Below are 20,143 nucleotides of genomic sequence, written 5' to 3'. Positions count from 1 at the left end.
AAATTCGGTGAATGCGAGGGAGTTAGGTAGGGATTAACTGCCTGTAAAAGCCTTCACTTTATTTTTTTGTACATTAATCTTCCTTTAATGTTTGTTCGGTAATATAAAGGCAAGGATAAGGTGCACATGTAAAGGGAGGAAAACAGAATGGGAAAATGGATGCTGATTGGAGCAATGTCCTGTTTATTGTTATCAGCTTGTTCTACTCAAGCTGATAACAATACAGAAGTACAACAACTGAAAGTGGAAAATGATAAATTGCAAAAAGAAGTCGCTCAACTACAACAAGAACCAAACAAAACACAAGCTGCTACAAATGATAAGAAGCAAATACAAGATTTCAAAAACGAAGTCACATCTATTGTAGAAAAGGCAAATAAAACAAAACCAGTTGGAGCAAAAGAAGAAAACTTAAATACGTACTTAGCAGCAAAAAAAGAAATTGACCAATTGGATGACAAGATAGATCTATCTGATAATCAGCTAGAAGCAGATTATCGCGCTGGAACGATAACTGTTGAACAATATCAAACGCAAGAAAAAGAACACGATATACTAGAAGATCAATTAGAGCAAGCAGAAAATGAACTTGAAGCAAGATTTGGAATAGATGATTAATCATTAAGGAGTGGATGAAAATGTTAAAACATAAAAAGAAAATAATTATAAGTGTAATTGCTATTTTAGTAAGTGGTATTGCTATTGTTGGTGGATATTATGGTATGGGTTACAATTATGCAAAAAAGAATGAAAACTACACAGAGAAACAAGTTCGTGAAATTTCTTTAGCTCATACAAATGGAGAAATTATTAATGTGAAAAAAGAATTCGAATTAGAAGATGACAACTTAGCACAATCAAAATTTGAATATGAAGTGGAAATCAAGACACCTGATAATCTGTTAAATATTTTAAAAGTTAGTGCTAGAACAGGTACAATAGAACTCAATAATGAAGATTAAATAAATATCGCGTATTTGAAAAAACTCCGAACAAAATTTGTTAGGAGTTTTTTCATGTTTATACTTTACTATTTTAAAATGTGGAAAATCTCCATACTTCTACAATCTATATAAATGACTCAAGCTTCGCATCTTTTGAATGCCCTGAAGTGCTAAACCTAAGCAAAATAATGAACTATCCTATGGAAGAAAGTTGAGGGAGCTAATCGCATATGTTTTATTGAAAGGATGTGATTGAATTATGGAACGGCCGAATTGGGGAATTGGAGGATTAGTATTCGTTGGCTGTATGTTTCTTGGTGGAGGAGTGGGATCTATGTTAGGTAATGCCCAAACTGGATGGCTAATAGGAATGGGCATTGGATTTCTTGGGATGGCTTTAACGAGACTGTTCAGAAAATAATGTAACTGAGATTCTTCTTCTGGTAAATAAGGAAATATGTAAGTAATTCATGGCATAAGAGTTCTATAAATTATAGTTAGAATCTTCTCTTTTGTATTTGTCTTTTCTAAATTTCTCCATACATAGATACGATTCTTAAGTCGGAGGATAGCACCTTAGGGTGTCTTTTTTATGCTTTTTAAAAATGTCTTACCATATAATAGCTGAGTTTTGCTTTCAGTCTCCGATGCCCATTAAACATAAAATGAAAATTCTGCACCATTTAAACTCTGCTAACAATTCATACGATCAAGAATAATTGAGTTAATAGCTTTCGGTAGATTGTCATCATTTTTTTATAATACATTAGATTCATTACCGTTTCAGACCTATGTATTCATTCATAACCTAACAGTAAAAGGGGGGATGATTAAAGGTATGGCGTTTAATGATGAATTAATTTGTCAACAGTTTGCAAGAATCATAGGTGGACAAGAAGGATTCGCCGGTGGGAAATGCGTGGCAACAATAAACAGGGATGAAATACGAGCAACAATCTTAGGAAAACGTTTTAGAGTAACAACTTCCTTTTCATTCGAATCACGAGACAATAAAACTGGACGGGCATTATGCCTAGGCCGAGTAGCACTCTTACAAAAAGAAGTCACTGAATTTGTGGCGACAATTATTAAACAAGGAATAATCGTTTCGTCTATACACAATGAGTGGTTATGTGATGATCCAAATTTGATTTACGTTAATATCGAAGACGTTGATGATCCACTAAATTTTGCAAGAAAAGTGAGAAGAGCGTTATGCATGTAATCAATTTCTTTAGTTAAACGAGTGATTATATTAAATTGAAAAGTTCAGCGTGTTGGATGGTTTTATAAAACGAAAGAGGGTGTTTCATATTTGGAATGCCTTTTCTTTATGTTTTCGTTGCTAATGTGGGTGGTTAACGGATTATATGCTGTTTATCTTGTAACAGCAAGAACTGGACGAGGTATCTTTAAAGGTGTTTGACTATTTGTCGATACCATATTTTATCAAATGTTATTAGAATATCATAAAACGACAGGGGAGAAATCGTCAGAGAGATACGTCAAATTAGTCATTCCTTCTATAATCTAAGGAGGCGATTTTGTTTTTGAAAAATAATAGGTAAATAATCATTTGACAATTAAAATAATCTACTTTAATATATGTGCCATAGCATATATATGTTGAAACAAATACATTCATTGTGAATGATTGACTGGTATGCTATATCCTTTTATATCTTAATTTATAGAGGTGATATATGAACTTACATGATTTAATAGGCTATCTTGTTCATCGTACTGATGTGAAAATGACCAATTATTTTACGAAGAAATTAAAGCCTTATGGAGTTACGCCAGAGCAGTGGGGGATCATTAGTGTTCTTTGTAGCCAAAGGAGCACTACTCAAAAAGAGTTGGCGGAAGCTATTGATAAAGATCAAACTACTGTTGTTAGAATGATACAGTCAATGGAGAGAAAAGGGATTGTAAGGAAGGCTTTGAATGACCAAGATAGGCGTTCACATAACCTTTTTTTAACTGAAAAAGGTGACGAATTAAAGAAAACAATCTTGCCTGTAGTGAAAGACGCTCACCATTTTGTTACGAGTAATTTGAGCGAGGAAGAAATTAAAGTATTACAATCGTTATTAAACAAATTGTATGATACACACTATTAATATTTGTTCCTTATTGATGCTATGCTATTCATAAGGAACAAACTTTGTTTTAGATATTATATATGCTACAGCATATAATTTCTGTTTGTTTGGACGAAGGGAAGATAACTTTATTTTGTATCATATTTGATTCAGGTTCACTTTTTTGCCTAGTACCAGTCAAATTTCCGTATTATATATGCTATAGCATGTAATTTTTAGCCCTTTAATATGGAAAAGGGTAATGTAAATGGAAGCGACTTCCATGCGGGTAATCTCAGGAAATAGGGTAAAGGTAGTGACTACTACCTGAACAATACTGATTTTTTATCAAATAATAAGAAAGGTGTGATTACTATTTTAATTTTCATCAATATTGTAAAAGTAGTGTTGTTTCTGTTCTTTTTAATGACAGGAACGAAAATTATATCCGGGAAAATGGCAGATGAGTTCAAACGATTTGGTTTACCTTCGTTTTTTAATTTCTTAACTGGAGCTTTTGAGATTGTAGGAGCGATTGGAATGTTGATAGGAATCTGGATTCCAACAGTAGCTTTATGGGCAGGATTGTTATTAGGCGGTACGATGCTTGCAGCCGCATTAACTCTAATTGTATTAGCGAGAGATCCTTTTAAGAAAGCAATACCTGCGCTTGTTTTGTTTGTCCTTAGTTTAGGGGTAAGTTTGTATCATATTTTTTTAACATAACTGAAAACTATTAAACTTTCACTTTATGCGTTCAAGTTACTATCGTTTTGTGATTATGTTACAAATAGGGGGATTCTCCAATTAGTGCTTGAATAATAATAGCAATACGAATTTAGACATTACGATCATTCGGATCATAATCAGTAAAAGAATGGCAAGAATTTTATATTAAAAATAGGAGTGAGTGAAAATGGCATATTTATTACAAGTTGATTTTCCGTTTGAAGGTCCTTTTGGTGAAGAAATGGAAAAAGGATTTTGGGATTTAGCAAATAGTATTAACGAAGAAGAAGGATTCCACTGGAAAATATGGACTGAGAATGAAGAAACAAAAGAAGCTGGAGGCATTTATGTATTTGAAGAAAAACAAGATGCTGAAAAATATGCGGAAATGCACAAGAGCAGACTTGAAGCAGCTGGTGTTAAAGATATTAGAGTAAGAATTTTTAACATCAATGAAAAGTTAACTAAGTTGAATCGTGGTTATATTAAATAATTCCGACAGTCGGAGCAAGCGTAAAAAGGAGGGGGATAATCCCCTCTTTTTTAATTCTTAAATTGATGGTGAGGGGGCTCGCATAAAAAACAATCAATTATAAAAGTGATTTTGAACGTAAGGAATTTGTAAGGAAGAGGTAAGAAAAAAGAGATTTTCATTGTGTAAGATGAAAATGTAAAGAAGAGTGAGAGGAGAAAAATACTATATATTTCTATAAAAAACAAATCAATTAATAAGACTTGTTTGGAGGAAAAGAGACATTACAAATTCAATGTCGTCCTTTTGCAGTGGGTTAAGAAGAAAGCTGTGTGATTAGTTCCAAACAGCAAATAACCATTTATACAATATGAATAGGGGAGAGGATTATTTTGATGAAAAAGCATAGTCAAATTACATGTACAGGCTTAGCTCTATTAATAATTGGAGGTTCCCTGTTTTATACACCTCTAACCTCAAGTGTAAAAGCGGAGTCCATTCAAAATGTATCTAACTCGTTACAAACAAGCACTCAAAGAGACCGTAATTCCGTCAAAGAGGCAATGCGGGATACATTGAAACTAGGATATCCAGGGATACTTGCTAAAACTTCTGAGGGTGGAAAAACATGGAGTTATGCGGCTGGTGTAGCTGATCTGAGTAACAAGAAAGCAATGAAAACAGATTTTCGTTTTCGGATTGGCAGCGTGACAAAGACGTTCACTGCAACAGTTATACTTCAATTAGCAGGAGAAAACCGCTTAAATCTAGACGATTCTATTGAAAAATGGATACCTGGTGTCATTCAAGGGAATGGATATGATGATAAACAGATTACTATCCGCCAATTATTGAACCACACAAGTGGTATCGCTAATTACACAAGGTCAAAGGATTTTAATATGATGGATACAAAAAAATCTTATACTGCTGAAGGATTAGTAAAGATGGGAATATCCATGCCTCCAGATTTTGCTCCAGGAAAGAGCTGGTCGTATTCAAATACAGGATATGTATTACTAGGAATTCTTATTGAAAAAGTAACTGGGAACAGCTATGCGGAAGAGATTGAAAATCGAATTATTGAACCACTTGAATTAGCGAATACATTCTTACCTGGAAATTCAAGCGTCATTCCAGGAACCAAGCATGCCCGTGGATATATCCAATTAGACGGAGCAAGTGAGCCGAAAGATGTTACTTATTATAACCCAAGTATGGGGAGCTCGGCCGGAGATATGATTTCTACAGCTGATGATTTAAACAAATTCTTTTCTTATTTACTTGGGGGCAAATTATTGAAAGAACAGCAACTAAAGCAAATGCTTACAACAGTCCCTACAGGAACAGATGAACTTGGCGATTCCGGGCTTGGAATTTTCAAAATGAAGCTTTCAAACGGTGAATCGATATGGGGGCATGGAGGAACCATTCCTGGCTTTTTAACTTTTGCTGGAGGCACACTTGGAGGCAAGCATACATTGGCAGTCAATTTGAACAGCCTTAAAGCTGATACTCCTGATCCTTTTAAAAATATTTTACTTGCTGAATTTAGCAAGTAGTCTAAAAGTAAAAACGGGTAAAATTTATCATAGTTTCATAGTTAAACAAATTAATGATGAAAACGATCCATTATTTAAGGAGGTATCCGTGATGAAAAATAAGCTAACTGGTGTGTTAGCCACTGCATTAGTGGTAACTATGATTCTACCAACAGGAGCGAAAGCATTTTCTGAAAGTAAGACTACTGTTGTAACTGGTGAAGAAGTAGCTAGTCAGGAACTGAAGAAGATTGCAGCAGAAAAGGCGGAGCTACTTACGAAGTCCCATGGGGCAGCTAGCGTGCAGTATGCACTAATTGATAATGGAAAACTTATTTTGTCGGGTCAGGCTGGCAAGAACGATATGGAAGGGGAAAAGCCGCTAACCAAAGATACTTTATACGGGATTGGTTCAGTTAGTAAAATGTATGCAACAGCGGCTGTAATGAAATTGGTCGATGAAGGAAAAGTCGATTTGGATGCTCCTGTTGTCCGCTATGTTCCTGATTTTAAGATGAAAGACGGTCGATACAAACGTATTACACCGCGTATGTTATTGAATCACTCCTCTGGATTGCAAGGTTCTACGTTAGGTAATGCATTTTTATTTAACGATAATGATACCTATGCCCATGATACTTTGTTACAGCAATTGTCAAATCAAAACTTGAAGGCGGATCCTGGTGCTTTCTCGGTATACTGTAACGATGGTTTTACGCTGGCCGAAATTTTGGTGGAAAGAGTTAGTGGTATGAGCTTTACTGAATTTCTACATCAAAACTTTACAGGGCCTTTAAAAATGAATCATACGAAAACGCCGCAGGACAAATGGAGGGATGAAAATCGGGCTGGACTATATTACCCGGCGTACCAAGGGCAACTTCCAATTGAATCGGTGAATGTTATTGGTACGGGAGGTATATCTTCCACGGCAGAAGATATGGTGCGATTCTCACAACTATTTATGGGACAGGGAAAAGGAATCCTCTCTGATAAGGTAGTTAAGGCAATGGAGCAAGAGGAATATAAAAAAGGAATGTGGCCGGGGGCTGGCGAGAATATTTTTAACTATGGTCTTGGCTGGGATAGTGTAAAACTATACCCATTTAGTGAGTATGGGATCAAAGCTTTGGCTAAGGGCGGTGATACGGCATTGCAACATGCTATATTAGTCGTGCTTCCGGAACAGAAAATAGCAGCGGCTGTATTGACATCTGATGGACGGAGCTCTACAAATCAGCTAATGGCAACTGAATTGCTGCTCGCTACGCTTAAAGAAAAAGGTACTATTAAGGAAATCAAGCCGAACAAATCCTTTGGTAAGCCGGTCAAAGTCAAAATGCCTCAAGGCGTAGCAAAGAAAGCAGGATTTTATGGCAATAGCGAAACTCATTTCAAAATTGAAATTACGAAGAACGGTGAACTATTCTTACCATCTAATTCAGAAGAAAAATATGTATATACTGCTGATGGAAGCTTTATTAATGAGGGGGGTACTTCCAAGCTCAACTTCGTAACCGAGAAGAATGGAAGAACTTATTTGAAGGAGAGCGCATATAAATCTCATCCAGGTTTAGGGCAAAGTGTGATGACCCACTATTTAGCTGAGAAACTAGAAGACAACGTGCTTTCGAAGAAAACCGCTGCTGCATGGGCAAAGAGGGAAGGTGTCAAGTATTATCGTGTAAACGAGAAATTTAGTTCTATTCAATATCTTGTTCAATCGAAACATCTTAGTACTCAAATTACTCGCAAGGAAGGCTCAGCAGGCTATTGGGATGGCAAAAAAATTACAGGTCCGAACACCGCGGTGCATCAGATCCAAGTACCCGTGATGAATGGTCGTGATACGACGGAAACGCATTTCTATACAGAAGGCGGCAATGAATATATGGAGATGGCTGGATTGTTATACGTAAGTGAATCTAATGTAAAACCAATTGATGTAGGCCAATCATCCAAAGTTACGTTGGATGCAAATGGGCATGCGAAATGGTTTACAATTCCACAAGCGGCAACAGACAAAAGGATGACCGTGACGCTGCCATCAAATGGTTCATTTGCGGTGTATGATGAGAAGGGAGTTTGCGTCAACTTCACCATTGTGAGTGGCAATAACAAGGTGGAACTTCCGAAGAATGGAACAATCGTATTCGCTGGGGCACCGAAATCGGAATTTGCAATCTCGGTGAACTAGCTATAATTTAAGATGATCTTAAACAAAACCAGTACGGTACAGAAAAGATGTATTACTGGTTTTGTTTGTATTTATGCATTCTCAATGAAAAAGCTTGAATAATATCACTCTCAAGCACTATAAAAACATCAAAACTAGAAAATTAGTATCTCTAGAAGATGTACAGTTTTTTGGGAGTTGAATAATTTTAACAGCGTAGAGAGATAAAATTTCTACTCTTTTTCTTCTTAATTGGGGTACGACCTCAATTAAGAAGGTTTCTTCAATTAATAGAAATGTATGTACATACACATTGTATTTTTATTCCATAACTTTTAAAATTTTGTTCACGATAGTTTGATATTGTAAAAAAAGAAAATATGTGGCACGACATCACTTTGTTTTTTATACAGCTTTGTAATTAAACTATAGTATTGTATTTTTTTTCATTATTGAAATTAGTAATAATAAAATGTATTATTGAAAAGCACAATTTATAATTCAAGTAATCAAGCATATGTACCCATAATAATTTGAACATTCAGAAATTATAATATTGTCTAAAAACGAGGTGAGATTCATAGAAACAGTACATATTAAGTGGTATGGCATGTATAGTATAAATGACTTTTATAATAGGGAAGAAGCTTCTAAGAAGGGGATATTTGCAATCTCTAGAGTATTTGCTAAGAATGTAACATTGCTCTATATAGGACAAACCAAAAGAAGCTTTATACAAAAGATAAGAGAACTTAATAAAGAGTGGACTTTTGATGAGAGCGAATTAAAGATTACATTAGGAATAATAGAATTTCCTAGTGGTGAAATTTACTCTGAAAAGAAGGTAAAAGAGATAAAATCTCTTTTGATTTTACGACATACCCCATTAGAAAACGAAACATCTTTATTATACTATAGAGGGAAATTTAATTTAAAAATTATAAATAAGGGAAGAAGAGGCTTAATTGTTAAAAAGCTTTCTACAGGAGATCTAATGTGGACGTAATTGGAATCACCTTTGAATAAAATTGAAGGTTTCTTAAGTGCAGAAGCTTATCAATTTTTAATGTATTAAACTATTTTGAATAACATATGTCAGATACTTGAAAAAACACAAATTATATTATGATATGAAATCCTGTATGGAAAGTGTAGTTTATTTCTATTGTTTAATAAAAATATTAAGAATTTTAGGGATAATACATAAAGAGTAGAGGAGAAAGTAAAAACGGAGGTTTGAAGAATGGGACAAGTAAGCAGATTTCAAGAAAAACAACAGAATCGTCGTCAAAAGGCAATTTTTAATATTGCATTTACTTTGGTATTAGTGACAGTTGGTATAGTGACATACCAGTTGTTTACCCCTTCTAATACATCAAAGAAAGCAATTGCTCAAGAAAAGAAAGTAACAAAGATAGAAGAGAAGAAAACTAAAGATAAAGAAACAGCAAAGATAGAAGAGAAGAAAACTGAAGATAAAGAAACAGCAAAGATAAAAGAGAAGAAAACTGAAGATAAAGAAACAGCAAAGATAGAAGAGAAGAAAACTGAAGATAAAGAAATAGCAAAGATAGAAGAGAAGAAAACTGAAGATAAAGAAGCAGCACAGTTAGAAGGGAAACAAAAATTAGAAAAATCGGTAAAAACGAACGGAACTGAAAATAAAGAGGAAGAAAAAACGGTATCTCAAGAAAAGGATCCTCAAACTAATCCTTCATGGAAGCCAATTGGTACAGAGCAAGGAGCAAAACCTGATATGAAATTTAAAGAAGGAACAGTAGATTGGAGTGAGATGAAAAAAGCAATCTCTTATGCTGTTGATGTTCCAGAGAGCCAATTGATTTTCGATTTTATTGGAAATAATGGTAATAATAAAGCCTACGGTAATGTACGAGATAAACAAAGTAATAAAAAATATAAGGTTAATATTGATTGGGTAGAGAATCAGGGGTGGAAACCAGCATCTGTACAAGTGGTAAAATAAATAGTAGAAATGTAATTATATGTTTAAAAGTTTACTCTTGTAAAACTCATAAAAGAGTTTGTTTCAATCAGGACTCTTTTGCTATGTTGACAGGATTAATTACTCAGGCTCAATTGTGAGATCCTGATGCAGACAAAGTTCGAAGTTTATTAAAATCTATCTAATTTAGTGCTTCGAAAGGTTCAAAATTGCATTTTTAAAGCATTAAATAATTAATGGTACCTTTTGAAATATTTTTGGTCTCATTTCATTAGAAACAATTCCGTCTATATAACTAAAAAATGTATTATGATATCTATTGAACATATGAATAGGATAACAATTACCTGCTGTTAGCAAGTTGCAGTTTATCTAATAAAAAGATCACTTGTTTCTAAGACAAGTGATCTTTTTATATACATTTCCTTTACTATTTTTAAAATTGAATAGATATTTCAATCTGTGTAATTACAATAGACTTGATTAAAATTAAAACTGCAACAAGGATAATACCGTCCATATTTGTAGTAAGAAATATATATATAATATCTTAATGCAAGGTTGGCCTATGTTCTATGAAGATACTAAAGAATTATAGGAAACATTGAGAAACGGGAATTATTTTTATTACAATATTTATGCATCTTTAGGCCTAAATAGCTGGGTATTAGCTAAGAAACTTGAGATATTAGACTCCTATTAAGTTAAAAATGACCTTAAGTGTACTTCCCATAAAGAAAATTGTGTAAATAAGCTGTCCATATGGGCAGCTTATTGTATTTTTTGGCTTAGCTTGTTTTTTTCGAAGTGCTGGCGGTTCCTCTACAAGTATTCTTGCATTTAAATTATTTTTAATATATTATATTTATATGGTTATATAAAGATTGATGTATACAAAAAAGACTCAAATCTATTAATAAGATTTAAGTCCTTTTCAAAGATAAAAAGATTGTACCGAAATGGAATACAACTTATACTTTTCTTTTTAATATGTATCTAGTAAAAATACATTTTTTATCAATAAAATTGTATTTTCAATATAAATGGAAGTTCATTTATATTCAATGATAGGAAATAGTGGGTCTAGAACATAGAGGAACAAAGAACCATACAGAGAAATCTGAAGAACCTGAAAGCTATTGTATGTAGTTTGTTCATCTCAAGTACAATAAAAGAGTCTTACCTCTGTAGGCAAGACTCCACTAGTATCGTTGTATAATATTTACATATCAACTAAAAAACAAAAACCATATAACACCAAGTAGCAGAATCCTAATATTCCTCCTACAGCTAATACTTGTTTAAACCAACTTTTAAATTTTATATTACTGTAAATACCTTGAACTTTTTCCATATTTCCTCCTATTAAGGAGAACCCTTAAAGACTCTCACTTCGTTATGGTACCATTAAAGAATGACTAATAGAGGTTAAATATTGTCAAAATGTATAAATATGCAATATTGCATACAGAAATGTATTGTTACAAATGTAAGCGTTTACTATAATAAAGGTATAAAGTTTAATTACATCCTAGTACTAACAAAAGAGGAGGAAATAATATGGAAATCGCAATGGCAGTTTTAAAATTTATAGGTGGAGCAATCCCATTAGTTCAAGAGCTTCTAAAAGCATTTATGTAAATTCACTATTTAGCAATTATTTATAAAAATTATCATTCGTATGAGTAAAGCCCCTTTAACAATATTAGGGGGCTTTTTAAATTTCTAAATATTTAAGGTTACGTCACATTAACATCAAGTTAAAAGTAAATTTTAAGAATAAATCTATAGAGGATATTTTATAGTGAATCAAGATCCTTTTACAAAGTTGTAGGCATTAAACTCCTACGGCTTTTATTATACTTTATTGAAGTAAAAAGTCTCTTCAGAAAATCTAAAAGGACCTTTTTAGATTTTTAAATACATGACCTACTGATAACTGGGGAGTGTAGAGAATATATATTTGATTTTTAAACAAATATGACAAATTACATGTGTAAGTTAGGTCGATCTTTATCGTAGATTAAAGGGACTTGAATAAAGTTCTTTTTTATTTGTAATCAAATCCCAGAGTGGCCCCTAACCTAATACCGGGAATCGTCTCCTATCCCCTTATACGCTAAGATATTTTTGGAAGTAAAAAACCAAACTTAGACCCCGAATTTGCTTTAACGTGAGGAGAGTCTAATGTCGACTGTCAGAAACGTGCGACAAAAGTCTTAAAAGAATTATTAAACACCTATCGAGGACAGAAAATAGTATTAGGCACTCATGGAGCTGTAATGACTTTGATGTTGTATGAGCTTAGCTTGATAGCGATGGGGTATCGCCAACAAGACTCGAATTTTGCACGCTAAGCAAAAAAACAATAAGCTGTCCATATGGACAGCTTATTTACATAATTCTTGTTATTGGAAGTCGTTTTGAAATTCTATATGTTTACTTTTTTCTTGTTCTTACGAATAAACCACAACATCACAGTTAAAAATAATAAAAAGCTCAGTAAAAAGAGCGGTATTTTTTGAATAAAGAAAAATCCTTTCCAAAAATCTAACCTAGTACTATCAGGAGAATCTGTTGCCATCCCACCTATAAAAAAAGACAACGGAATAGTAAGTATATTTATCCCTAAACCGATTATTACGAATGATAGATTTTTACTCCAGATTTTTGGTAATGCAGCCATAATAAATAAAACTAATGCAGTACCAATTATAAGAAACAGTACTCCAAAATAAAACGCAAAATATAAAATAATTCCCATAATCCCCCTCCAAGACTTTAATTGTACCATCAATAAGGGCAATTTTGGATGAATATGAAATTCGTATATAGTTAACACAACGCCCCATTATCGGTAGCAAATAATTTCATAGAATCCTTGTATGTACAGGGGTTCTTGTTTTTTGTCTATGTATCTCTTATATAGGATTTTATACATCATTGATATAGCGGGGATATGAGGGATCCTCGCTTTTCTTTTTTTTATAAAATTTTGTATGAAAACAGTTGAGTTATAATGCTTTATGCTGAAAAATAAAAACTTTTCTTTGAATTTGAAAAGAAGGTGTTACTTTGTCAAGTGTTGAAGAAAATGAGATAGCAACTTTTGCTACAGATAGTGTAGCGGATACAGAACACGAACTTCATCACATGAGGGTCATCCGAAATCGGTACTTGAGTTAATCGTCAGCTGAGATCTTTGGAATTGAATTGACGGGTAACTTTAACAAAATAAGGAGTACAATTAAACAGCCTAAAATATGCAAGTTTTTATGCGGAACTGCTTGCGTATTTTGGCTATTTTTGCATTCGTAAAAGATACTGCTATAAGTAAACAGCATTTTTGAATTGCAAAATATCCCCATGACATCAATAGTATAAGTACCAAAAAACGATAATAAAAACTGTATTCATCAGTTTCTACTCCTTATGTGGATCATAAAGTTATTATCCCGCTTATTGTGGGCTGACTAAAGTTTCACTCTATCTCTCCGTCTCAAAAAACTCAATCCACTCCCCATCAGGACCAGCGAAGAATATGTAACGTGTTCCATCTGGTAATGTTTCGATTTCTTCTCCTAGTAAAAAGGTTACGCCGTGTTTTTGTATTCTTTCAATTTCATCCTCTAATGAATCTACCTTAAAGCAAATGTGATGTACTTTTCCTTCTGCTGGCAAGGAAGAATTGTAGCCTTCAATGAGTTCGAGTATCGTTTCTTTCGATTCTTCCACACCTAAAAAAGCGAGTTTTAAATCTGGATTCGGGTGCCCCATACGTTTAAGGAGCTGTAAGCCGACTACTTCTTCATAAAATGAGATAGATGCTTCTAAGTTTGCAACCATAAGTCCTACGTGTTCAATTCTTCTAACTGGCATGTAGATTCCTTCTTTCTGAAAATTATATACAATATATTATTGAAAATTAAGAAAATAAGCAAGATAAAAACCTTACAAATTTTAGCGTGTTGTATGGTATAGTGAGAAAGTATGTTTGGGGAGAAGGAAGGAGATTATACGATGAATACAACTACTCAAACTCCTTCATTATCAGAAACGATGAAAGAGTGGCATTATGCATTAGCATATGAAATTAAACATTGGAAAACGATAGGTGGTAGTAAAATTTCTATCATGAACGGTCGTTTTTTATATACAGATTATGAGAATACAGTGTATGTATTTCAGCTTATTTCGGAAGTAAGCTTACCTGAAGGATCACCAATTCGAATTGAGTTCGATGGTGAGGAAGCGACAGGAGAAGTATTATCTGTACATGGATTAGAAATAGAATTGAAATTAAATGATTATATACAAGGTGAAATAAGAGAAGCGGTTTTATACAGTGAACCGTGGCAACTTTTAGAGCAACTGCAAGAGCGATTGAAAGAAGCACGTAAAGACAAGCTAAAACGTAATCGTATAAAGCGTCTTGTTGATGGGACGAGCAGTCCGAAACATATGGAGAAGATGAAAAATCCGAAAAATGAACTGGCATATCGCGCGTTTTACAATCCGACAACGTACGTATGGGGACCACCTGGAACAGGGAAGTCTTACAATTTATCACGTATTATTTCGGCTCATTATCAAAAAGGAAAATCGGTACTTGTGTTAGCTCATAGTAACGCGGCAGTAGACGTATTAATGAGTGAAGTAACGAAGCAAATTGAAAAGAAAAAGAAATGGACGCCTGGCGAAATTGTTCGTTACGGTTATAGTCAACATGAACATATACGAAATCATGAAACGTTACTTGCATCTAAGTTAGTTGAAACGACGAACGGATCTTGGGGTGAGGAAAGACTCTATTTAGAAGAGACACGACAAGATCTTCGTGAAAAAATCTTATCGTATAAAGCAACATCTGCTGATAAGAAGCGTATACAAGAGATTGAAAGTGATCTTCGAAAGCAAAAGGCTAAAATTAAAGAAGTAGAAAAAGAGTATATTGAAAATGCGAAAGTAATTGGTGCAACTTTATCGAAATGTGCCATTGATTCACTTATTTATGAGCGTACATTCGATTTAGTTGTCGTAGATGAAGTGAGTATGGCGTTCGTTCCGCAAATCGCATTAGCTGCTTCACTTGGAAAACGTATCGTTGTTTGCGGTGATTTTTTACAATTACCTCCAATTGCGATGGCAAACCATGAACTCGTTCGCAAATGGCTTGGGGAAGATATGTTTTACCACGCTGGGATTGTTGATTCTGTAAATAAATCAGAAGCGCATCCGAACCTATTTATGTTGCAGGAACAAAGACGTATGCATGCGGATATATCGAAGTTTACGAATTCATTTATTTATAAAAATAGAGTATACGATCATCCGTCTGTTTCAGAGCGTAAAGAACTTGCGCAATTGCAACCGTTCGCAAATGAAGCGAGTGTTTTATTTGATACGAGCCAAATGGGAGCTTTTTCGTTAAAAGATGCTGCTTCTGGTTCCCGTTTTAACATTATGTCTGGTTTAGTAGCGATGCAAATGATGTTAATCGGATTGTTAGACGGTATTCAATCAATTGGTGTTGTGACACCTTACAGGGCGCAGTCACGCTTTTTATCGACGTGTATTAGAGAAATGTTGCAGAGAACGAAATATCAACACATACCAGTTTTAGCGGCGACAGTTCATAAGTTCCAAGGTTCTGAAAGAGATATGATGATCTTTGATACGGTTGACAGTTATCCGCAAGAACGACCTGGCGTATTATTCTTTGACCATAAAAACCATCGCCTCGTCAATGTAGCAGTGACAAGAGCGAGAGGGAAGTTCATTCAATTATCAGATTGCCATTATATGCGTAAAAATCTTTCAAGAAAACAAGCGTTGTCACAATTAACAGCTCATATAGAACGTCACGGAGATGTGTATGATCGCACGACATCAAGACAATTGTGGGAACGAAAAATATCGAAACGTTTACGCTGGTTTATGGAAATGAATCTTGAAGAGCCGAAAGGGCTATTAAAAGATATTTTAGCCGCAAAACGAAAAATTATTATTTCACTTCCAAGTACAAAACAAGTGGATAAGCGAGTATGGCAAGCGTTAATGCGTACAAATGCACAGATAATAGTTTATAGTGATGGACCAGTTCCACTGAAAAATGTAAAGTTACAAAGACAAAATAAAGCATTCCCGTTTATCGTAATTGATGATGAAATCTTCTGGGCAGGCGCACCGCTCACATCTCAAATGATATTTGAAGGTAGCACGGAATTTCCGTACGTATGTGCAAGACTGCAAGCACCAGAAACAATTGGTGTATTAAAAGGATTTTTAGATATTCGGTAAATTCGGATAGGAATTCCTTGACTTTTACTTGGAATGAACTTAGAATAAAAAATAATTTAATATAATTTTATGAAAATTCTTATCACGAGAGGTGGAGGGACTGGCCCTATGATACCTCGGCAGCGGATTCGTTATGAATACTGTGCCAATTCCAGCAAGGTAACTTGAAAGATAAGAAAGAAGCTCATTTTGACTGTATATACAGAAGCCTCTTTCTATCTTTTAGAAAGAGGCTTTTTTACGTGAAAATAAAAGGAGGAAGAACAATGGGAGCGACAGGAGTAACGTCACAAAGAAAAACAATTGAAGAGAGTATCGAAAGAAATAAGGAAAAGTACATAGAAACAAGTCATGATATTCATGCGAATCCAGAGATTGGTAACCAAGAGTTTTATGCATCTAGAACGTTAAGTTTATTGCTAGGCAGTGCAGGATTTCAGTTGCAGCACAATATAGCTGGACATGAAACGGGATTTATCGCGCGAAAAAGCTCTGGAAAACAAGGACCAGCAATCGCATTTTTAGCGGAGTACGACGCTTTACCAGGACTAGGCCATGCGTGTGGTCACAATTTAATCGGCACAATTAGTGTTGCAGCAGCAATTGCATTATCAGAAACGCTTGAAGAAATTGGCGGGGAAGTTGTTGTGTTTGGTACGCCAGCAGAAGAAGGCGGGCCAAATGGTAGCGCGAAATCAAGTTATGTAAAGGCAGGTTTATTTAAAGACATTGATGCGGCGCTTATGATTCATCCGAGCGGAAAAACAGCGACAACGAGTCCTTCACTAGCAGTCGATCCACTTGATTTTCATTTTTACGGAAAAACAGCTCACGCTGCAGCTTCGCCAGAAGAAGGGATTAATGCATTAGATGCGGTTATTCAGCTCTATAACGGTATTAACGCACTTCGCCAACAACTTCCGTCAGACGTGAGAATTCATGGCGTCATTACAGAGGGCGGAAAAGCACCTAATATTATTCCTGACTATGCCGCAGCAAGATTCTTCATCCGCGCAGCAACGAGAAAAAGATGCGCGGAAGTAACAGGAAAAGTAAGAAACATTGCTGAGGGAGCAGCGTTAGCAACAGGTGCAAAAGTAAAAATTCATCAATTCCAAAATGAAATCGATGAATTACTCGTAACAAAAACATATAACGATATTGTAGCGGAAGAACTAGAACTATTAGGTGAAGATGTAAATGGTAAAGAAAGAGTAGGAATCGGTTCAACCGACGCAGGAAACGTAAGTCAAGTCGTACCGACAATTCATCCGTACATTAAAATCGGACCAGATGATTTAATTGCACATACGAATGAATTTAGAGAAGCAGCACGTTCAGAACTTGGAGATAAAGCATTAATTACATCGGCAAAAGCATTAGCAAATACGGCGTATCGATTAATTACGGAAGAAGGGTTGTTAGAGAAGGTGAAGGAGGAGTTTAGAGAGGCGCAGAGGAATCAAGGGTAAGGGGATTAAAGTGCTCTTTTCAAAGAGTAATCTAATTAATAAGTAGAGATACAAAAAGAACATTGAAATATCAATGTTCTTTTTTGTTTACTAGTCATTGATTTTGTTGGTTTTTCTCAAGAAAGAGAAACTTTTACTGTTAGTGAGGATAATACGTATCCCTTTATCAAAACGACAATTTCTCCTCAAATTCACTCTTTAATACTATTAAAGGAGATGACAAGCCAAATTGCATTAAGGAGTCTAAAAATGCAGCGAGGGAATCCATCGAATCGCTCATGACCTTCATCATATAATTAAATTCCCCACTAATTCGAAATAAATCTGTTACTTCAGGAGCTGCATTACAATACTGGATAAAATCAGAGCATTGGCTCGTTTTAAACATGATGAATGCTTGAATGTTTTTATTAATTTTTGCAGGCTCAAATTTCGTTCGATAAGCCGCTATCACTCCTTGATCTTCAAGCTTGTTAATACGTTCTTTTACAGCAGGTTGCGTCATGGATATAATTCGTCCTATTTCTGAAACAGAAATTCTCGCATTTTCATACAACAAGTTCATAATTTTATGATCGATTTCATCCAGTTTTACGGCGTTTTGCATTGTGTAGCCTCCTTTTTTGTTTTCTAAAGTAAATTACGAATTATAACTATAATATCATAAGCGAATGGACTAAATTACCTATAAATCTATATTTAAAATGATTGGTGTTTACATGAAAATATAAGTATAGGTTTTTATCAAACGGAAATTTAGGAAGGATGGAAAAAATGAAGAATCTTGATGGAAAAGTAGCGTTAGTAACAGGAGCGAGTCGCGGAATTGGCCGTGCGATTGCGATGAGATTGGCGAAAGATGGAGCATTAGTTGCGATTCACTACGGCCGAAATAAAACAGCTGCAGATGAAACAATTAGTGAGATTGAATCTAATGGAGGAAAAGCGTTCTTAATTGAAGCTGAACTCAATTCAATTGATGGTGTCAAAAAGCTAGTAAAACAGTTAAAGAATGAATTACAAATAAAAGTTGGTACATCAGAGATTGATATTTTAGTAAACAATGCAGGGATAGGTACACAAGGAACGATTGAAAATACGACAGAAGAAGTTTTTGATGAAATTATGTCTGTGAATATTAAAGCACCATTCTTTTTAATTCAGCAAACATTACCATTAATACGAGCAGAGGGCCGTGTGATTAACATTTCATCAGCTGAAGTACGACTTGGTTTTACAGGCTCAATTGCATACGGCTTAAGTAAAGGTGCATTAAATACGATGACACTGCCTCTAGCTAAACATCTTGGAGAAAGAGGTATAACAGTGAATACAATTATGCCTGGATATACGAAGACAGATATCAATGCAAAATTGCTAGATGATCCGGAAATACGAAATTTTGCTACGAATTCATCTGTGTTCGGACGAATAGGGCAAGTTGAAGATATTGCAGATGCAGTAGCATTCCTTGCTTCTTCTGATAGCCGCTGGGTAACGGGGCAGGTTTTAGATGTTTCTGGTGGGTTTTGTTTATAGGGGCACTACTCCATACCCATCAAGATAATCAAGTAAATTACTAGTTATGAAACGATCCTTGTTTCATAACTAGTAATTTATAGAAAGGTAGGGATGATAAAGAAGTCTATTAAAACGTGATTTTTTCGCTAGGCAATTTGAATAAGGGGGCTATTTTTCATTATTCGTAATCTAAAATAATCAAATTTTATTTTACAGTAACAATAAAATAAATTATTGACCGTGTGGTACAAAAAGGGGTATTCTATTAATGTTATCTTTAAAATGGGAGGGGGATACGATTGAATAAACGTGGCAGACCTCGAGAGTTTGATTATTCCTCAATTGTAGATGTTGCAATGAAAACATTTTGGTTAAGAGGATATGAAGGGTGTTCTACACAAGATTTATGCAGTGATACAGGACTTGGAAAAGGAAGTTTATACAATACTTTCGGTAGTAAACATGAACTGTATAAACAAGTATTAGAACGCTACCATGAAATTGGGATTAGGGAACAAAGGAAATTGTTACATACTTCAATTCCAGTTAAAGAACGATTAAGTAATTTTTTTGAATGGGCATTGAAAGAAGACTTTGAGAATATTGATCAAAAAGGATGTTTATTAATTAATGCCAGTATAGAACGTGCTAAAAACGATTTAATGGTACAAGAAATTTTCTCGAAGCATGTTGAACTTCTTAAACAAGCTATTGAAACAGTGATGGAGGAAGGATTGCAAACAGGTGAAATTTCAAAGAAGCAATCAGCTGAGGAATTAGCTAGTCTGCTTTTAAGCAGTTATTACGGATTCCGTGTTCTTAATGTATCGATGCAAAATCGGATGTTGTCTGAACAAGTTATCAAAGGAACAATAGAGTCTATTTGTGGCGCTTAGTGCGCTCTTTTTTCGCACTATTTTTGTACCGATCATTACAATAAT

The 20,143-nt window shown here is 34.6% G+C and carries 19 protein-coding genes, 2 pseudogenes and 1 riboswitch; of the genes and pseudogenes, 17 read left to right on the top strand and 4 right to left on the bottom strand.

The genetic code is table 11. From position 1 onward, the window contains the following. Positions 1–147 precede the first annotated feature (147 nt). The 11 genes from QCI81_RS02975 (at position 148) to QCI81_RS02925 (ending at position 9,930) form a co-directional block, all read left to right on the top strand. Positions 148–618 carry a hypothetical protein gene (locus tag QCI81_RS02975; protein ID WP_071731934.1) on the top strand — a complete coding sequence of 157 codons (471 nt, stop codon included), beginning with the start codon at positions 148–150 and terminating at the stop codon, positions 616–618. A 20-nt stretch (positions 619–638) separates the two neighbouring features. After that, positions 639–962, top strand: a complete 324-nt coding sequence (locus QCI81_RS02970) for a PepSY domain-containing protein (protein ID WP_000912131.1) — start codon at positions 639–641, stop codon at positions 960–962. A 241-nt stretch (positions 963–1,203) separates the two neighbouring features. Continuing rightward, positions 1,204–1,365, top strand: a complete 162-nt coding sequence (locus QCI81_RS02965; RefSeq protein ID WP_000441009.1) for a hypothetical protein — start codon at positions 1,204–1,206, stop codon at positions 1,363–1,365. Between the two features lie 405 nt (positions 1,366–1,770). Further along, positions 1,771–2,169, top strand: coding sequence for a DUF1259 domain-containing protein (locus QCI81_RS02960; RefSeq protein ID WP_000589728.1), 399 nt, complete (start codon positions 1,771–1,773; stop codon positions 2,167–2,169). Positions 2,170–2,647: 478 nt separating this feature from the next. Then, the gene (locus QCI81_RS02955; protein WP_001048566.1) at positions 2,648–3,067 is read left to right on the top strand and encodes a MarR family winged helix-turn-helix transcriptional regulator; all 420 of its coding nucleotides are present in this window, start codon (positions 2,648–2,650) and stop codon (positions 3,065–3,067) included. A gap of 330 nt (positions 3,068–3,397) precedes the next feature. Further along, complete coding sequence (locus QCI81_RS02950; RefSeq protein WP_071731953.1) at positions 3,398–3,754, top strand: DoxX family protein; 357 nt, start codon at positions 3,398–3,400, stop codon at positions 3,752–3,754. A gap of 190 nt (positions 3,755–3,944) precedes the next feature. After that, entirely contained in the window at positions 3,945–4,250 is a 306-nt protein-coding gene (locus QCI81_RS02945) for a monooxygenase (protein ID WP_023522446.1), read from the top strand. Positions 4,251–4,624: 374 nt separating this feature from the next. Then, entirely contained in the window at positions 4,625–5,791 is a 1,167-nt protein-coding gene (locus QCI81_RS02940; protein ID WP_071731935.1) for a serine hydrolase domain-containing protein, read from the top strand. Positions 5,792–5,882: 91 nt separating this feature from the next. Further along, complete coding sequence (locus QCI81_RS02935) at positions 5,883–7,967, top strand: serine hydrolase domain-containing protein (protein WP_353810605.1); 2,085 nt, start codon at positions 5,883–5,885, stop codon at positions 7,965–7,967. Between the two features lie 550 nt (positions 7,968–8,517). Next, complete coding sequence (locus QCI81_RS02930; RefSeq protein ID WP_015055158.1) at positions 8,518–8,952, top strand: hypothetical protein; 435 nt, start codon at positions 8,518–8,520, stop codon at positions 8,950–8,952. Between the two features lie 237 nt (positions 8,953–9,189). Beyond that, the gene (locus QCI81_RS02925) at positions 9,190–9,930 is read left to right on the top strand and encodes a YrrS family protein (protein WP_000532023.1); all 741 of its coding nucleotides are present in this window, start codon (positions 9,190–9,192) and stop codon (positions 9,928–9,930) included. A 1,201-nt stretch (positions 9,931–11,131) separates the two neighbouring features. Here QCI81_RS02925 and QCI81_RS02920 read toward each other — a convergent pair. Next, entirely contained in the window at positions 11,132–11,263 is a 132-nt protein-coding gene (locus tag QCI81_RS02920) for a hypothetical protein (protein ID WP_000416933.1), read from the bottom strand. 99 nt (positions 11,264–11,362) lie between these two features. Between QCI81_RS02920 and QCI81_RS02915 the strand changes: the two are divergent. After that, a pseudogene (locus tag QCI81_RS02915) lies at positions 11,363–11,550 on the top strand (hypothetical protein). Between the two features lie 497 nt (positions 11,551–12,047). Further along, positions 12,048–12,206: pseudogene (locus QCI81_RS02910) on the top strand (histidine phosphatase family protein); the annotation flags it as partial. Between the two features lie 134 nt (positions 12,207–12,340). On the opposite strand, the gene QCI81_RS02905 reads toward QCI81_RS02910, so the two are convergent. Both QCI81_RS02905 and QCI81_RS02900 read right to left on the bottom strand, forming a co-directional pair. After that, positions 12,341–12,673, bottom strand: coding sequence for a hypothetical protein (locus QCI81_RS02905; RefSeq protein ID WP_071731937.1), 333 nt, complete (start codon positions 12,671–12,673; stop codon positions 12,341–12,343). A gap of 722 nt (positions 12,674–13,395) precedes the next feature. Beyond that, on the bottom strand, positions 13,396–13,788 hold the full coding sequence (locus QCI81_RS02900) for a VOC family protein (RefSeq protein ID WP_001145268.1): 393 nt from the start codon (positions 13,786–13,788) through the stop codon (positions 13,396–13,398). A gap of 111 nt (positions 13,789–13,899) precedes the next feature. Here QCI81_RS02900 and QCI81_RS02895 point away from each other — a divergent pair, with 111 nt between their 5' ends. Further along, positions 13,900–16,209: an AAA domain-containing protein gene (locus tag QCI81_RS02895; RefSeq protein ID WP_071731938.1), complete on the top strand. Its 2,310-nt coding sequence runs from the start codon at positions 13,900–13,902 to the stop codon at positions 16,207–16,209. Between the two features lie 76 nt (positions 16,210–16,285). Continuing rightward, positions 16,286–16,387: riboswitch (SAM riboswitch) on the top strand. Between the two features lie 88 nt (positions 16,388–16,475). Continuing rightward, positions 16,476–17,681 carry a M20 family metallopeptidase gene (locus QCI81_RS02890; protein WP_071731939.1) on the top strand — a complete coding sequence of 402 codons (1,206 nt, stop codon included), beginning with the start codon at positions 16,476–16,478 and terminating at the stop codon, positions 17,679–17,681. A gap of 166 nt (positions 17,682–17,847) precedes the next feature. On the opposite strand, the gene QCI81_RS02885 is transcribed toward QCI81_RS02890, so the two are convergent. Beyond that, entirely contained in the window at positions 17,848–18,288 is a 441-nt protein-coding gene (locus tag QCI81_RS02885; RefSeq protein ID WP_001178563.1) for an Lrp/AsnC family transcriptional regulator, read from the bottom strand. Positions 18,289–18,455: 167 nt separating this feature from the next. Between QCI81_RS02885 and QCI81_RS02880 the strand changes: the two genes are divergently transcribed. Together QCI81_RS02880 and QCI81_RS02875 are read left to right on the top strand one after the other, a co-directional pair. Further along, positions 18,456–19,220: an SDR family oxidoreductase gene (locus tag QCI81_RS02880; protein WP_053564029.1), complete on the top strand. Its 765-nt coding sequence runs from the start codon at positions 18,456–18,458 to the stop codon at positions 19,218–19,220. Positions 19,221–19,501: 281 nt separating this feature from the next. Further along, positions 19,502–20,098, top strand: a complete 597-nt coding sequence (locus QCI81_RS02875) for a TetR/AcrR family transcriptional regulator (protein ID WP_053564030.1) — start codon at positions 19,502–19,504, stop codon at positions 20,096–20,098. Positions 20,099–20,143 lie beyond the last annotated feature (45 nt).

Origin of the sequence: Bacillus cereus group sp. MG20 (genome assembly GCF_040459885.1) — a bacterium.
GTDB classification, from domain to species: domain Bacteria; phylum Bacillota; class Bacilli; order Bacillales; family Bacillaceae_G; genus Bacillus_A; species Bacillus_A cereus.
Note: the sequence above shows the minus strand (reverse complement) of the source record. Positions and strands in the feature narration are given on the sequence as shown.

Bases quoted from the DNA above. Each gene is read 5' to 3' on its own strand.
- QCI81_RS02975 (WP_071731934.1), top strand. From the start codon at position 148: ATGGGAAAATGGATGCTGATTGGAGCAATGTCCTGTTTATTGTTATCA.
- QCI81_RS02970 (WP_000912131.1), top strand. From the start codon at position 639: ATGTTAAAACATAAAAAGAAAATAATTATAAGTGTAATTGCTATTTTA.
- QCI81_RS02965 (WP_000441009.1), top strand. From the start codon at position 1,204: ATGGAACGGCCGAATTGGGGAATTGGAGGATTAGTATTCGTTGGCTGT.
- QCI81_RS02960 (WP_000589728.1), top strand. From the start codon at position 1,771: ATGATTAAAGGTATGGCGTTTAATGATGAATTAATTTGTCAACAGTTT.
- QCI81_RS02955 (WP_001048566.1), top strand. From the start codon at position 2,648: ATGAACTTACATGATTTAATAGGCTATCTTGTTCATCGTACTGATGTG.
- QCI81_RS02945 (WP_023522446.1), top strand. From the start codon at position 3,945: ATGGCATATTTATTACAAGTTGATTTTCCGTTTGAAGGTCCTTTTGGT.
- QCI81_RS02940 (WP_071731935.1), top strand. From the start codon at position 4,625: ATGAAAAAGCATAGTCAAATTACATGTACAGGCTTAGCTCTATTAATA.
- QCI81_RS02935 (WP_353810605.1), top strand. From the start codon at position 5,883: ATGAAAAATAAGCTAACTGGTGTGTTAGCCACTGCATTAGTGGTAACT.
- QCI81_RS02925 (WP_000532023.1), top strand. From the start codon at position 9,190: ATGGGACAAGTAAGCAGATTTCAAGAAAAACAACAGAATCGTCGTCAA.
- QCI81_RS02920 (WP_000416933.1), bottom strand. From the start codon at position 11,263: ATGGAAAAAGTTCAAGGTATTTACAGTAATATAAAATTTAAAAGTTGG.
- QCI81_RS02905 (WP_071731937.1), bottom strand. From the start codon at position 12,673: ATGGGAATTATTTTATATTTTGCGTTTTATTTTGGAGTACTGTTTCTT.
- QCI81_RS02900 (WP_001145268.1), bottom strand. From the start codon at position 13,788: ATGCCAGTTAGAAGAATTGAACACGTAGGACTTATGGTTGCAAACTTA.
- QCI81_RS02895 (WP_071731938.1), top strand. From the start codon at position 13,900: ATGTTTGGGGAGAAGGAAGGAGATTATACGATGAATACAACTACTCAA.
- QCI81_RS02890 (WP_071731939.1), top strand. From the start codon at position 16,476: ATGGGAGCGACAGGAGTAACGTCACAAAGAAAAACAATTGAAGAGAGT.
- QCI81_RS02885 (WP_001178563.1), bottom strand. From the start codon at position 18,288: ATGCAAAACGCCGTAAAACTGGATGAAATCGATCATAAAATTATGAAC.
- QCI81_RS02880 (WP_053564029.1), top strand. From the start codon at position 18,456: ATGAAGAATCTTGATGGAAAAGTAGCGTTAGTAACAGGAGCGAGTCGC.